This window comes from Georgenia sp. AZ-5 (assembly GCF_043952095.1).
Lineage (GTDB): Bacteria > Actinomycetota > Actinomycetes > Actinomycetales > Actinomycetaceae > Georgenia.
On sequence record NZ_JBINOU010000001.1, the window covers coordinates 4,410,957 to 4,424,583 of the forward strand.

The window sequence follows — 13,627 nt, forward strand, 5'->3', positions numbered from 1 at the left end:
AGCACGGCGTCCGATGTAAGGGACGCGGGCCGGCAGTTGTGCGGCGGCTCAGCCCTGGGCCACGAGGCCCGGGATCAGGGCGCGGACCGCCTCCGGCTCGTCGGAGAGCACCACGACGTCGACGCGGCGGTTCGTCGCCAGCACGTCGGTGGAGTCTCCCTCGGCGAGCGGGCGCGCGCTGCCGAAGCCCACCGCGGCCATGCGGCCGGGGGCGATGGCGCTGCGGTCGACCAGCTGCCGGACCACCTGGGTGGCGCGGGCGGAGGACAGCTCCCAGTTGGTCTGGAAGTCCTTGGTGGCCCGGTGGTCCGCATGGCCCTCGACGGACACCGCGTACGGTGCGGGCGCCAGGGCTGCGCCGACCGAGTCGAGGATGTCCCGGGCCTGCTGCGTCAGGCCCGCGCTCTCCGCCTCGAAGAACGTCTCCGAGGAGACCAGCCGGACGGTCAGGCCGCGCTCGTCGACCTTGAAGCGGACCGTGTCCGCCAGCCCCTTCCCGGCCAGGTCGTCGTCGATCGCCTCCTGCAGCGCCCGCAGCCGGTCGACCTCGAGCATGGCGAGCTCGAGGTCGGTGAACCCCTCGCCCTCCTCGTCGATCTTCTCCACCGGGACCACCACGCCCTCGGCGGTGTCGATCTTGCCGGCCTCCTCCACGCCGAAGCCGGTGGCGAGGCTGTTGCGGAGCTCCTCGTACTTCTGCTGGTCCACGGTGGACATGGCGAACAGCACGATGAACAGCACCATGAGCACGGTGACCATGTCCATGTACGACACGGTCCAGCGCTCGTCGGGATGCTGCTCCTCGGGCTGCGGTCGCACCCGCCGGCCGCGGCCGGTCGGGGCGCCGCTCACGCGGGAAGCACCGCCGCGGGCGCCCGGGCGGCTCATGCCGCCGCCGGGAGTACGCCGTCGGGCACCATGGCCCGCAGCCGCTCGTCGACCAGGCGCGGCGGGTCGCCGGCCTGTACCGCGAGGATGCCCTCCATCACGAGCGTCATGGTCTGGACCTCGAGGTCGGAGAGGCGGCGCAGCCTGGACGCGATGGGGATCCACAGGAAGTTCGCGGACAGGATGCCCCACAGGGTCGCGACGAAGGCGGCGGCGACCATGGGTCCGAGGGTGGCGGGGTCGGAGAGGTTCTCGAGAACGTGGGTCAGCGAGACCACGGTGCCGGCCACGCCGATCGTGGGGGCGTACCCGCCCAGAGCCTGGAAGAAGTTGGCGGGCACGCGGTCCTGCCGGGCCTTCGTCTCGATCTGGTCCTCCAGGAGCAGGCGCAGCTCGTCGGCGTGCGTGCCGTCCGCGATGTTCTGGAGCGCGACGCGGACGAAGGGGTCCTCCGCCTCGGCGGCGTTGCGCTCCAGGGACAGGGCGCCCTCGCTGCGGACCTGCGCGGCGAGCTCGACGATCTGCTCGATGGACTCGTGTGGCTTGGCCGCACGGCCGAGGAAGGCCCGCGGCAGAGCCTTGACCGCGCTGAGGGCGTCGGGCAGCGTGCCGGAGGCAAGGCCGACGGCGATGGTGCCGCCGAACACCAGGATCATCGGGGCCGCCAGGAACAGCGAGCTGAGGCTCGCGTGCTCCAGGGTGACCATCGCCCACAGTGCCCCGAAGGCCAGGGCGATACCGATCAGCGTTGCGGGGTCCATGGGTTCTCCCTCGGTCGCGCGAGCGCGCTCGGGTCGGCGGCGTCGTCGGGGGTGCGGACGACGCCGAGGTGGCCGTGCTCGGGGCGGTGCTTGACGCTGACCTCACGGGCCCGGGTGATGACACCGGCGCGCCAGGCCTCGACCAGGGCGATGACCTCGGGCATGGCCTCGAGCACCGCGTACCGGTTCCCGTCGACCATGACCAGCATGGTGTCGGGGGTGACGAGGATGCGCTCGATGAGGTCGGGGTTGATCGCGAACTGCTGCTTGTTGAGGCCTGTGAGCACGATCATCCGGTGTCCTGTGGGGTCGGTGGCTCCTGGCGAGCCGTCGGTGATCACTGTCGGCCAGAGAACGTCGTCCGTTAGCGACGGTCGCGCAGGAGCGGCGTCCTGGCGTCGGCTGGCGGGGTTGCCGCTGCTGCGGATCAGCCGGTCGGCCCGAGGGAGGATTCGCTGCACGAGATCCACCCACACGCGCGCCACGGCGCGAGCGCAGGTGGATGACGGCTGTCGCGGCAGGCCGAGCGCAGGAGGTCCGGGTCGTGGGCGACGGCAAGGGTCAGTGTCGGCGAACACGTCGTCGTACGGGTCAACAATGCTTGTATCGCGGGCCGGCGGCCGCCTGGGACGGTCTATCGGTCTCGTCCGAGGCTGCCTCCACCAGGCGGTGAATCAGAAAGGCAACCATGACAATTCGTCTCACCCCTGCCGGCTGAGCACGGCAGGGGTGAGACGCGGTATGGCTGCTGAGTTTTCCGCCAGCCGTCCAGCGAGAGAACGTGGCGCGACGCCGCGTTCACTGCCGGACTCAGCGCTTGAGGTTGACCAGCTCGTTGAGCACCTCGTCGGAGGTGGTGATGACGCGGGAGTTCGCCTGGAAGCCGCGCTGGGCCACGATGAGGTTGGTGAACTCCTGGGAGAGGTCCACGTTGGACATCTCCAGGGCGCCGCCCACGAGCGTGCCGAGGCCGTCGGTGCCGGCCTCGCCCACCATGGCGCCGCCGGAGGCCACCGTGGCCGCGTAGAGGGAGTTCCCGGACTTCTCCAGGCCGCCGGGGTTGTCGAAGGTGGCCAGGGCGACCTGCCCGATGGGCTCGCGCACCCCGTTGGAGAAGGACCCCACGAGGGTGCCGTCCGGGCCGATCGAGAAGGAGGTCAGCGTGCCGGCCTGGCGCCCGTCCTTGTCGGTGACCTTCAGGGTGGACAGGTCCGCGTACCCGGTCAGGTCGGCGAGGTCGACGGTGACGCCGCCGACATTGATGGCACCGCCGGAGTAGCCGCCGTTCGCGAATGTGAGGGTGGTGTTCCCGGTGGCTCCCGTGGAGTCCGAACCCTGCACGTTCCAGGAGTTGCCGGTCGCGGCCTTGGTGAAGGCGAGGGTGAGGGTGACGGACTCGCCGAGCGCGTCGAAGACCTCGACGTCGCGGACCACCTCGGTGCCGGGGGCGGCGTCCGAAGGAAGGTTGCCGCCGAGCGTGACGCCGGTGGTGGCCTGAGCCGCGGTGGTGGCCGCACCCGGCAGGCCGATGTTCTGCACCGGCCCGCCGGCGTTGACCACGCCGCCCACGGCGGGCCAGCCCTGGACGATGGCGCCGTCCGGGGTGACGAGGTTGCCGTTGCTGTCGAAGTCGAAGGCGCCCGCACGGGTGAAGAACGTGTTGCCGCCCTTGTTGACGACGAAGAACCCGTCGCCGGAGATCGCCATGTCGGTGGCGCGGCCGGTGACCTGGGTCGACCCCTGGGCGAAGTTCGTGGAGATGCCGGCCACCTGGACGCCGAGGCCGACCTGGGCGGGGTTGGTGCCGCCGACCTGCTGGTCCGGGGCGGCCCCGGCCTGCGTGAGCTGGGACAGCGTGTCCTGGAACTGGGTGGAGGAGGCCTTGAACCCGGTGGTGTTGACGTTGGCGATGTTGTTGCCGGTGACGTCGAGCATCGTCTGGTGGGCGCGGAGACCGGCGATACCGGTGTTGAGGGAGCGCAGCATGGTTGGACCTTTCTGGGGTGGGTGTCAGACCTGGGAGGCGGTGAGGGTCTGCACGACCTCCACGGCCGCGGGCCAGTACTTCTCGTAGTGGTTCGGGTCGGCGTTGCGCTGCACCGCGTGGGCGACGGCGGTGGGGGTCATGGCGTCCCGGCCGCCGATACCGGCGAGGGCCGTGAAGAAGCTGGTCGCCGAGGCGGTGGGGTCCATACGTTCGGCGTAGGTGCCCCAGGCGCCGTTGTCCCGCTGCTGGAACAGGCCGCGGGAGTCGGGGCCGGCGGCGTCCCCGTGGTCGATGACCTGCAGGCCGGACTCGCCCATGGCGGTCATCACGCCGATGGTGACGTCGCGCTCGGACAGGCCCATGGCGCGGCCGGCGGCGACGATGGCGTCCGCGTTGGCGAGCTGGTTGCCGCTGTACCCGGCGACGGAGGCGGCGCCGTAGTTGCCGCCGGCTGCCTGCACGCTGCTCACGGCAGCGGGGCCCCCGGCGGACGTGACGGCCCCGACGGAGTCGAGGGCGACGTCCTGGCCGTTGACGGTGACGGTGGGGGTCTGCCCGGCGTAGGACACGGCGGTGACGACGCCGGAGGCGGGCAGGCCCGCGGCGTCGGTGTAGGAGATCTGCCGGCCGATCAGGTCCGCGGCGGCCGAGCGCATCTGGAGGCCGAAGCTCTCCTGCTGGGCGGCGGAGATGCTGGTCAGCTCCTCCATCATGGCCAGCTGCGTGGTCTGGGCGATCATCTGGGTGGTGTCCATCGGCGAGGACGGGTCCTGGTTGCGCAGCTGGGTGACCAGCAGGGAGAGGAACACCTCGCCGTCGAGCTGCTGCTTGGGGGCGCGGGTGGGGGCGGCGGTGTACATCCCGCCGGTTGCGGTGACGGGTTCAACGGGCACGGGGCCTCCTCAGGCCAGGACGTCCAGGACCGGCCGTCCAGGCGTACTGCCCGGGACTATCGGCACCAGGGGGTGGATGGGTAAGGGGTCAGGGGCGTCGCCGCCCGGCCGGGCCGGCGGAGCGCCGGGCGACCGGTGGCCGGCGCGGTCCCGCCGGTCGGACGGGCCGTCCCCGGCGGGATCCTGGCGGCCGGGCTGGTCGTGGTCGGAGAGCTCCAGGCTCGTGCCCGTCCCGGCGCCGGCCAGGTCGCGGCGCAGGTCGGTGAGGATGGTGCGCAACGCCTCGCGGCCGGCGTCGCTGGGTGCGAACATCTCGATCCGCACCCCCTCGGCGCCGATGTGGGCCCGCACGGTGACGGGTCCGAGGTTGTCCGGCGTGACCCGCAGCGTGAGCACGTGCTCCCCCGCCCCGGCGTCGAGCAGACCGCGGAGGGGTCCGGTGAGCTGGCCGGCGAGCGGCACGGGCGTGGTCGGGGTGGCGGGCTGGGCGACGGCGGCCGGTGCGGGTGCGGCCGGCGCGGCGACCGGCGTGGAGGCCTGCGGGCCGGCCGTCGCGAGGGGCACGGCGGTGTCGGTGCCCGCCGGCGCTCCGGCGGTCTCGGCCGGCGCGGCACCGGCGGCGGCCGCACCCACGGCACCGGCGCCGCCTGGGGCTCCGGCACCCGGCACCGAGGCGCCGAGCGCCGCGGTTCCGGTCGCCGAGCTGACGACAGGTGCCGTGGTGCCGACCGAAGCGCTCGCCGCGCCGTCCACGGGTGCCGCGGAACCGGGCATCCCGGTACCGGGGCCCGCCGGAGTGGCCGGTGCGCTGCCGGGCGTGGCGGCGCCGGAGGCCGCCGCCCCGCCCGGCACGTCGTCGGCCGGGGCCGCCGCGTCGGCGGACGGACCACCGGCCGTGCCCGGCTCGGAGCCGGCCGGGTCGGCGGCGGCCGACCCGGCGCCCGTCCCGCTCTCGTCCGCGGCGGTCCCGACCGCCGGTCCCACGGAGGCGCCGGTCTCGGTGGTCAGCCCCGTGGCCACGGGGGTGCCGCCCTGGGGCCCGATCGCCGGCTCGGCGCCCTCGGAGTTCTTGCCGTCGGCCGTGCCGGAGCCCTCGCCGTCGGCGGCGTCGGTGCCCGACTCCTCAGCCGGTGCGGCGTGCCGGAGCAGGGTGAGCAGGGACGTGCCGGCGTCGGGCTCGGTCGCGCTGGCGGCGTCGGGAGACACGCCGCCGTCGGGGCCGGCACCGGCGTGAGGTGCGCCCGCGGCGGTGCCGTCAGCGAGCACGGAGATTCCCGTGGACCGGCCCCCGCTCGCCTGCGGGCCGAGGGCGCCGAGCAGCGCGTCGGCGAACCCGGCGCCGCCACCCGGGGAGTCGGCCCGGCGGGCGGGCGCGGAGGCCGGCGCCGGCTGGACGGCCGCGATCATCGGGCCGCTCCCGTCACTGCGGCCGCCTGGGCGGCGCCGACGAGGTCGCTGCCCGCCGCTGCGCCGTCGGCCGGGACGATGCGGCGGATGGTGTCGATGGTCGCGTCCGTTTCGAAGAGCTCGCGGATCTGCACGTCCTCGCCGGGGCGGGGGGCGTGGAGCATCTTGTTGTCACCGATGTAGATGCCGATGTGGGCGCCGCCCCGGGTGACGATGAGGTCGCCCGGGCGCGCCTGCGCCAGCGACGGGATCTCCTGGCCCTCGTTCATCTGCTGACGGGCCACGCGGGGCATGGTCACGCCGAGCTCGGAGAAGACGAGCTGGACGAGGCCGGAGCAGTCCAGGCCGCCCTCCGCGAGCGACTCGCCTCCCCACACGTAGGGCACCCCGAGGTACTTGCGGGCGCCGGCGACGACGTCGGCGCCGCTGGTGCGGCCGTCGTCGAGGACGGCGCCGGCCCCGGCGGGAGCGGCGGCGCCCGGCGGCGCGGCGGCCGCCGCGGCCTGCGCGCCGGCCGTGCCGAGGGCCGCGGCCGGGGCGCCGGCCGCCCCCAGGGCGGAGAGCGCCCTGCTGAACAGGTCGCCGGACGCCGTCGTGCCTGACGTCAGCGAGCCGGACGAGCCGAGGCCGGCCGGGGCGGCGGCGCGCACAGGCTCCGGCTGCGTCGCGGCCGGGGTGTGGCTGAGGCGGCCGATGGTGGCCTCGATCTCGCCGATGCGGCCCATGGCGGCACCGATGCTCATGACCGCACCGCGGCGTTGCGCCGCCAGGCCTGGGACGCGATCTCGTCGAGGGCCACCTGCTCCGCCGCGAGCTCGTCGGCCACCACGGCGGCCTCGTGCCGCTCCTGGAGCCTCTCGAGCCCCTGGACGGCCACCCGGGCGCGCACGAGCTCCGTGCGGGCCTCGTCCAGCTCCTGCGCGTGCTGCCCGTCCGCGGCGAGCAGCTCGGTGAGCATGCTGCTGGTCGAGGAGCGGGCGGCGGCGACGGCGCGCAGGGCGGCCGCGGAGGTCACCTCGGCGGGGCCGTCGGCGAGCGCCGAGCGTGCGGTGTGCACGTGGTCGCGGTGGGAGCGCAGGGCGACCTCGGCCGCGCCCGTGCGGGCGAGGGCCTGGTCGTGCTCGGTCTGGCGGACCCGCAGCAACCCGGCGAGGGCGAACTGGCGTGCCATCAGGAAACACCTCCAAGGGCGTCGGTCAGGGCGGTGAGCTGGGCCCACGCGCGGTCGGCGGGCGTCTGGTCGTCCATGCGCTGGCGCAGGAAGGCGTTGATCGAGGCCTCGTGGGCCATGACGGCGTCGACCAGCGGGTTCGAGCCGGGCCGGTAGGCGCCGACGTCGATCATGTCCTGGGCGGACCGGTGCGCCGCGAGCGCCGCCCGCAGCCGGGTGGCGGCAGCGGTGCGCTCGGGCGGGCACACCCGCGAGGCGACCCGGGAGATCGAGGCGAGGGCGTCGACGGCCGGGTAGTGGCCGGTGACGGCCAGGCGCCGGTCGAGGACGACGTGCCCGTCCAGGATGGAGCGGGCGGCGTCGGCGATCGGCTCGTTGTGGTCGTCGCCGTCCACGAGGACGGTGTAGATGCCGGTGACCGAGCCGGTCGGCCCGGTGCCGGCGCGCTCGAGGAGCCGGGCCAGCACGGAGAAGGTCGACGGCGGGTAGCCGCGGGTGGCGGGGGGCTCCCCGACGGACAGGCCGATCTCGCGCTGGGCCATCGCCACGCGGGTGAGGGAGTCCATCATGAGCATGGCGTGGGCGCCGTGGTCGCGGAAGGACTCCGCGATCCGGGTGGCGACGAAGGCGGAGCGCAGGCGCAGCAGCGCCGGCTCGTCGGAGGTGGCGACCACGACGACGGAGCGGGCCAGCCCCTCCTCCCCCAGGTCGTCCTCGAGGAACTCGCGCACCTCGCGGCCGCGTTCGCCGACGAGGGCGATGACGGAGACCTCGGCGTCGGTGCCCCGGGCGATCATCGACAGCAGCGAGGACTTGCCCACGCCGGACCCGGCGAAGAGGCCCATGCGCTGCCCGCGCCCGACCGTGGTCAGGGTGTCCATGACGCGCACCCCGAGCTGGAGGGGAGTGTCGATGCGGGTGCGGGACATCACCGGCGGGGTGTCGTGGTCCACCGGCACCCACTCGACGTCGCGGAGCGGGCCCTTGCCGTCGATCGGCCGACCGAGCCCGTCCAGCACGCGGCCGAACAGTCCACGCCCGGTCGGCACGAGCAGCGGGGTGCCCTTGGCGCGCACGGGCGTGCCGGCACTGATTCCGCCCATCCGGGCCAGCGGCATGCAGCGCACGCCGGCGGCGGTGGCCGCGACGACCTCTGCCTCGATGCCGGGCTCCTCGCCCACCAGGACGACGTCCCCGAGCCCGGCCCTCAGCCCGGCAACCTCGAGACCGAGGCCGACGGCGGAGGAGACCACGCCGACGCGCTCCGGGCGGGCCGCGTCCAGCGCGGTCGCGAAGCGGTCGGCGTGCGGGCGCCAGGTGGTCGCGACGCTCACGAGGGCGTCCCGGTGAGCGCGGCGCGGGCGCGGGCGAGGGCGGTGCCGACCCGCGCGTCGAGGTGGCCGTCGTCGAACACGGCCACCGCGTCGCCGCTGGCGAGGTCGGGGTCGGCCACCAGGCGCACGCCGGCCGCGGCGCGCTGCTCGTCGGTCAGGGCTGTCAGGTCGCCGGGGCTGAGCCGGACGGCGACCACCTGGTCGGCGTCGACGGACAGCGCGCGGCCCAGGGCGGAGCGCACGGCGGTGGCCATGTCACCCAGCTCCTGGCCGACGACGGCGGTCGCCAGCTCCAGGGCGGCGGTCGCGAGGGCGTCCTGCGCCGCCGCGACGGTGGGGGCGGTGCGGGCCTCGAGGGCCTGCACCGCAGCCCCGAGGGCCGCCAGCAGCGTGTCGGTGCGCGCCTGCGTCGAGCGAAGCAGCGCCTCGTGCTCGGCCACCTGCCGCGCCCGCAGGGCCGCGGCGACGGCGGCCGCCCGACGGGTCCCGTCGGCGTACCCGGCGGCGTGCCCGCGGGTGCGCGCCTGCTCCTCGACGGCGTCGAGGCGGGCGGTGCGCACGACCGGGAAGGGTCTGGCGGTGAAGGGCGTCTCGGCGGGGCCGCCCACGGACGCGCGTGCCTCAGTAGACATAGTCGTCCTCGTCTGCGCGGCTGATGGTGATGCGACCCTCGGCCTCGAGCGTGCGGATGAGCCGGACGACCTCCGCCCTGGCCTCCTCCACCTGGGACATCCGGACCGGGCCGAGGTTGTCGAGGTCCTCGGCGAGCAGCTGGCGGTTGCGCTCGGACAGGTTCCGTCGGATGGTCTCGACGACGACGTCCGGCGAGCCCTTCATGGCGTGGGCGAGCAGGGCGGTGTCGATGCCGCGCAGGATGATCTGCACGTCCCTGGCCTCGAATTTGACGATGTCCGCGAAGGTGAGCATGCGGGCGCGGATCTCCTCGGCCAGCTCCGGGTCGCGCTCGGTGAGGCCGTCAAGGACGGCCTTCTCCGTGGTCACGTCGGCTCGGTTGATGATGTCCACGAGCGGCTGGACGCCGCCGACGATCTCCATCGGCTGCTTCGGCGTCAGCGAGGCGCCGATACGGAGCTTGAAGGAGTCCGCGACGATCGCGACGGCCTCGGGGGACGCCGTGGTCATCGTGGCGATTGCCTGGGCGACGTCGGTGCGCACGTCCTCGTCGAGCCCTGAGAGCACGGCCGAGGCGGTGGCGGTGCCCAGGTGCGCCAGCACCAGGGCGATGGTCTGCGGGTGCTCCCCGTCGAGGAGGGAGAGGATCTGCCCGGCCTCGGCGTCCTCGAGGAACTCGAAGGACCGTCCCGCCATGGACGAGGCCAGGCGGTCCATGACGGCGGTGGCCCGTTCCTCGCCGAACGAGGCCTCGAGGAGCCCGGCGGCGACGTCGCGGCCGCCGCGGGGCCGCCATCTGCCGTGGAGGCTGACCTCGTAGAACTCGTCGAGCGCGGCCTCCGCGGTCTCGGCGTCCACGCGGCGCAGCCGCACGAGGTCCGCGGCCACCTCCTGGGCCTCCTCCTCGGAGAAGTGCTTCATGACCTCCGCCGCGCGCTCCTGCGACATCTGCATGAGAACGAGGGCGACCTTCTGCGTGCCGGTCAGGGTCTCTGCGCTGATCGTGGCGTTCATGCGGGCTGCCTGTCGTCCATGAGGGCGCGGAGGTACTCGGCGGTGCGGGCCGGGTCGGCCCCGGCCATCGCCTCGACCTCGGCTCGCTTGCGCTCGGCGTCGACCGGTTCCCGCTCGGGGAAGGCCGGGAGCTCGGCGGCCGGGGCGGGCTGCTCGATAACGGCGGGTGCGTCGTCGTCCTCGGGCGTCTCGAGCAGGGTGAGCTCGCCGACGTCGACGCTCTCGCGCTCCTCGCGGCGGCGCGAGCGCAGGACCGCGAGGACCACCACGAGCACGGCCAGCAGGGCGGCCCCGGCGATGAGTGCGGTGCGCAAGATGTCCGCCTGGCGGGCGGCCTCCTCGGCGGCGGCGGCGGCGGCCAGGGCGGCCGCGGCCTCCTCGGCGCCGGTCGTGTTGAAGGGCAGCACCTCCACCGTGACGAGGTCCCCGCGCTCCGCGTCGATGCCCGCGGCGGAGGAGACCAGCTCGGTGAGGGCCGCCCGGTCGAGGGCGCCCGCGGCGTCGACGTCCAGGGCCACGGAGATCGTCTGCCGGTTGATGTCCCCGGCCGGGATGACGGTGGTCTCGGTGACCTTGTTGACGGCGTTGTTGCGGGTCGCCTCCTCGGCGGTGTACGACCCCTCGCCGGTGCCGCCGTTCGGCACCGCGATGTTGTCGGGACCGAGGACGCCGGCTGCGGCACCGCCCGTGCCCTCGTAGTTCTCCGTGGTGCTCGACTCGTTCAGCGCCGGCGCGCCCTCGGGGGTGGTGAAGCTCTCCTCGAGCCGCTCGCCGGAGGAGTAGTTCATGTCGGCCGCGACGGCGACCGTGGCGTTGCCCGGGCCGACGACCCGGTCGAGCATGGCCTGCACCTGGGACTGCACCCGCTGCTCGTAGTCGGAGGCCTGCTTGTCCGTGGAGCCGGTGGCCCCGACGCCGACGGCGGAGAGCACGGTGCCCTCGGCGTCGACCACGGCGACGTCCTCGGGCTTCATGCCCTCGATGGAGGCCGAGGTGAGGTGGACGATGGCCTGGATCTGGTCGCTGCTGAGCGTCACACCGTTGTCGGGCTGGACGAACACGGACGCGGTGGGGGCGACCTGCTCGGAGACGAACACCGTCTCCTCGGGGACGGCCAGGCGCACGGAGGCGTTGGCGACCCCCGTCATCGCCGAGATGGTGGTCGCGAGCTCGCCCTCCATGGCCCGCTTGTACGTCACGGACTGCTGGAACTCGCTGGAGGTCACTCCCATGTCGTCCAGGAGGGAGTACCCGGCGGTGGACTCCGACGGCAGTCCGGCGGAGGCGGCCTTGAGCCGCTGGTCGTAGACGTGCTCCTCGGGGACGAGCACGGTGGAGCCGCCGTCGGTGAGCTCGTAGGGAACGGCGTCGGTGCGCAGCTGCTCGACGATGGTGCTCGCGTCGGCGGCGGAGAGCCCGGAGTACAGGGGGGTGTAGGTGGGCCGCGAGGTGAGGGTGACGAGGGCGGCCACGCCCAGGCCTAGCACCGCCAGGCCGATGAGGGCGATGGTGCGCTGGGCCACGGTGAAATCGCGGACCGCGCCGGTCAGGCGGGTCAGGGCACCCTTGATCTGCGTGGGCATCAGGCCTGCATCCGCATGATCTCGTTGAACGCGTCGACACCCTTGTTGCGGACGGCGGCGACGAGCTCGAGGGTGACCTGGGCGCGGGTGGCGGCCAGGCTGGCGTCGTGGACGTCGGTGAGGTCACCGGTCACGGCGGCGATGGCGAGCTCGTTGCTCGTGGCCTGCAGCGCCTGGGTGCCGTCGACGGCCCCGCCGAGGGCGGCGGCGAAGCCGGCCCCGTTGTCGACGCTCTTCGTCTTCGCGCCGGGCTCGAGGTCGGGCAGCTCGACGTACGCGGTGGGGGTGACGCCGGCGACCGCCGGGATGGAGAACGCCATCAGCTCTGTCCAATCTGGAGTGCCGCCTCGTAGGCGGCCTTGGCGCGGTCGACGACCGCGGCGTTGGCCTGGTAGCCCCGCTGGGCGATGATCAGGTGGCCCATCTGCTCGGCCATGTCGATGTCCGGGTAGCGCACGTACCCGTCCTCGTCGGCGAGGGGATGGTCCGGTTCGTAGGTGACGCGCCCCTCGGCGTCCCCCCACTCGGCGCCGGCGACGTAGACGCCGGTGGCGCCGGGTCCCTCCTGCGCCACGACGTAGCGGGCCTGGAAGGCGGCGCCGTCGGTGGCGGTGACCGTGTTGACGTTGGCGAGGTTGTCGCTGACCGCGTCGAGCCACTTGCGGTGGACCGTCATGGCGGTCCCGGCGATGCCGATGGCGTCGAAGGTCATCCGCTCGTCCTCATCGCAGCGCGCAGCGAGCGTGCCTCGCCGCCGGCCGCCTGGGTGGCGAACTGGTAGCGCAGGACCGTCTCGACGTTCGAGAGGGTCTCCGTGTCGAGGTTGACGTTGTTGCCGTTGAGCTGCGTGGGCTCGAGCGAGCGCTCCGTGGTGGCGACCGCCTCGCCGTCACCGGCAGCGACGGAGCGGCTCAGCGCCTCCTCGAACTGCACCCGCTGGGCGGTGTAGCCGGGGGTGCTGACGTTGGCGATGTTGTTGGCGACGGCGCGTTGGCGGGCTGCCAGGCTGTCAAGGGCGCTGTCCAGCGCCACGGCGGTCACGGAGTCGAACACTGCGCGCTCCAGGGGGTGGGGCGGGGGCGGCCGATCCATGGCCTCAGGGGGGAGCAATCCGTGCTCGCTCTTCCTTATCGGACGGTCTCCCGCCGCCGTTAGCGGTTGCGGGAGACGATGTCCGATTTTCCTCCGGTGCCTGCCGGCTTCTCAGGAGGAGGTGGCGATCAGCCCTCGACGTCGAGGTAGATCGAGGCCGTCCCGGGGCGGTGGGGCAGCGCGCGGAGCACCGCGGAGTGGCTGCGGTTGGTCCGCTGGGCGGCCCGGAGCCGCACCATCGCGGACTCCTGCGCCGCGACGAGCGCGCCGGCGCGTTCGCGCAGGTCGGCGGGGATCGGCCCGATGCCGACGGGCGGGGTCCAACCGGCCGCCGGTGTGGCGGCGGGCCCGGTTCCGGGGCCCTGCTCGACCTCCGCCACGGCGTCCTCCATGGCGGTGAGGACCTCCAGCCAGGCCTCCGAGCCCGTGGGGTCAGGCGACACCGAGATCACCGAGCCAGCCGGTCGTCGGCGTTGCCGGGACGACGGTGTGGGCCGCGGCGGCGTCGTGCCAGGCCCGGCGCAGGGGCTCGAGGAGCTCGATGCACTCGGTGACCTGTGCGCCGTCGCGGTGGACGTTGGCGTTGACCAGGGCGGAGAGGACGTACTGGTACAGCGCCAGCAGCTGGTCGGCGCCGTCCCAGGCCTCCACCCGCAGGGAGCCGATGAGCTCGGTGACGATGGCCTGGGCGTGCAGCAGCTGCTCGGAGGCCGCGTGCCACTGCTCCGCCTGCTGGGTTGCCTGGGCGCGGGAGAGGTCGAGCAGGAGCCGGTCGTAGAGCATCGTCAGCAGCTGGGCCGGGGTGGCCGTCAGGACGGCGTTGCGTCCGTAGGCGCTCTGGGCGAAGGGTGTCATGTCCGTTCC

The 13,627-nt window shown here is 73.9% G+C and carries 17 protein-coding genes; all 17 read right to left on the reverse strand.

Going from position 1 to position 13,627, the window contains the following annotated elements; translation table 11 throughout:
- Positions 1-48 precede the first annotated feature (48 nt).
- The 17 genes from ACF0H8_RS20420 to fliS all read right to left on the reverse strand — a co-directional run bounded on the left by ACF0H8_RS20420 (position 49) and on the right by fliS (position 13,618).
- Positions 49-852: a flagellar motor protein MotB gene (locus ACF0H8_RS20420; protein ID WP_395290673.1), complete on the reverse strand. Its 804-nt coding sequence runs from the start codon at positions 850-852 to the stop codon at positions 49-51.
- A 32-nt stretch (positions 853-884) separates the two neighbouring features.
- Positions 885-1,649 (reverse strand): motility protein A, encoded by a 765-nt coding sequence (locus ACF0H8_RS20425; RefSeq protein WP_395290674.1) that lies wholly within the window; start codon positions 1,647-1,649, stop codon positions 885-887.
- A complete protein-coding gene (locus ACF0H8_RS20430) occupies positions 1,631-1,942 on the reverse strand; it encodes a flagellar FlbD family protein (protein WP_395290675.1) in 312 nt (103 codons plus the stop codon). The genes ACF0H8_RS20425 and ACF0H8_RS20430 overlap by 19 nt, the downstream gene beginning before the upstream one ends.
- A gap of 517 nt (positions 1,943-2,459) precedes the next feature.
- Entirely contained in the window at positions 2,460-3,635 is a 1,176-nt protein-coding gene (locus ACF0H8_RS20435) for a flagellar hook protein FlgE (protein WP_395290676.1), read from the reverse strand.
- 24 nt (positions 3,636-3,659) lie between these two features.
- Positions 3,660-4,529, reverse strand: a complete 870-nt coding sequence (locus ACF0H8_RS20440; RefSeq protein ID WP_395290677.1) for a flagellar hook assembly protein FlgD — start codon at positions 4,527-4,529, stop codon at positions 3,660-3,662.
- A 9-nt stretch (positions 4,530-4,538) separates the two neighbouring features.
- On the reverse strand, positions 4,539-5,936 hold the full coding sequence (locus tag ACF0H8_RS20445) for a flagellar hook-length control protein FliK (protein ID WP_395290678.1): 1,398 nt from the start codon (positions 5,934-5,936) through the stop codon (positions 4,539-4,541).
- The gene (locus ACF0H8_RS20450; RefSeq protein ID WP_395290679.1) at positions 5,933-6,679 is read right to left on the reverse strand and encodes a C40 family peptidase; all 747 of its coding nucleotides are present in this window, start codon (positions 6,677-6,679) and stop codon (positions 5,933-5,935) included. Before ACF0H8_RS20450 ends, ACF0H8_RS20445 begins: the two co-directional genes overlap by 4 nt.
- A complete protein-coding gene (locus ACF0H8_RS20455; RefSeq protein WP_395290680.1) occupies positions 6,676-7,107 on the reverse strand; it encodes a flagellar FliJ family protein in 432 nt (143 codons plus the stop codon). Before ACF0H8_RS20455 ends, ACF0H8_RS20450 begins: the two co-directional genes overlap by 4 nt.
- The gene (locus tag ACF0H8_RS20460) at positions 7,107-8,441 is read right to left on the reverse strand and encodes a FliI/YscN family ATPase (protein WP_395290681.1); all 1,335 of its coding nucleotides are present in this window, start codon (positions 8,439-8,441) and stop codon (positions 7,107-7,109) included. The genes ACF0H8_RS20455 and ACF0H8_RS20460 overlap by 1 nt, the downstream gene beginning before the upstream one ends.
- Positions 8,438-9,073 (reverse strand): FliH/SctL family protein, encoded by a 636-nt coding sequence (locus ACF0H8_RS20465; protein ID WP_395290682.1) that lies wholly within the window; start codon positions 9,071-9,073, stop codon positions 8,438-8,440. Before ACF0H8_RS20465 ends, ACF0H8_RS20460 begins: the two co-directional genes overlap by 4 nt.
- Complete coding sequence (fliG, locus tag ACF0H8_RS20470; RefSeq protein WP_395290683.1) at positions 9,063-10,088, reverse strand: flagellar motor switch protein FliG; 1,026 nt, start codon at positions 10,086-10,088, stop codon at positions 9,063-9,065. Before fliG ends, ACF0H8_RS20465 begins: the two co-directional genes overlap by 11 nt.
- Entirely contained in the window at positions 10,085-11,671 is a 1,587-nt protein-coding gene (gene fliF, locus ACF0H8_RS20475) for a flagellar basal-body MS-ring/collar protein FliF (protein WP_395290684.1), read from the reverse strand. The genes fliG and fliF overlap by 4 nt, the downstream gene beginning before the upstream one ends.
- Positions 11,671-11,991 carry a flagellar hook-basal body complex protein FliE gene (gene fliE, locus ACF0H8_RS20480; protein WP_395290685.1) on the reverse strand — a complete coding sequence of 107 codons (321 nt, stop codon included), beginning with the start codon at positions 11,989-11,991 and terminating at the stop codon, positions 11,671-11,673. The genes fliF and fliE overlap by 1 nt, the downstream gene beginning before the upstream one ends.
- Complete coding sequence (locus ACF0H8_RS20485; protein WP_395290686.1) at positions 11,991-12,383, reverse strand: flagellar basal body rod protein FlgC; 393 nt, start codon at positions 12,381-12,383, stop codon at positions 11,991-11,993. The genes fliE and ACF0H8_RS20485 overlap by 1 nt, the downstream gene beginning before the upstream one ends.
- Entirely contained in the window at positions 12,380-12,724 is a 345-nt protein-coding gene (locus ACF0H8_RS20490) for a flagellar basal body rod protein FlgB (RefSeq protein WP_395290687.1), read from the reverse strand. Before ACF0H8_RS20490 ends, ACF0H8_RS20485 begins: the two co-directional genes overlap by 4 nt.
- Positions 12,725-12,891: 167 nt before the next feature.
- The gene (locus tag ACF0H8_RS20495) at positions 12,892-13,206 is read right to left on the reverse strand and encodes a hypothetical protein (protein ID WP_395290688.1); all 315 of its coding nucleotides are present in this window, start codon (positions 13,204-13,206) and stop codon (positions 12,892-12,894) included.
- Complete coding sequence (gene fliS / locus ACF0H8_RS20500; protein ID WP_395290689.1) at positions 13,196-13,618, reverse strand: flagellar export chaperone FliS; 423 nt, start codon at positions 13,616-13,618, stop codon at positions 13,196-13,198. Before fliS ends, ACF0H8_RS20495 begins: the two co-directional genes overlap by 11 nt.
- Positions 13,619-13,627 lie beyond the last annotated feature (9 nt).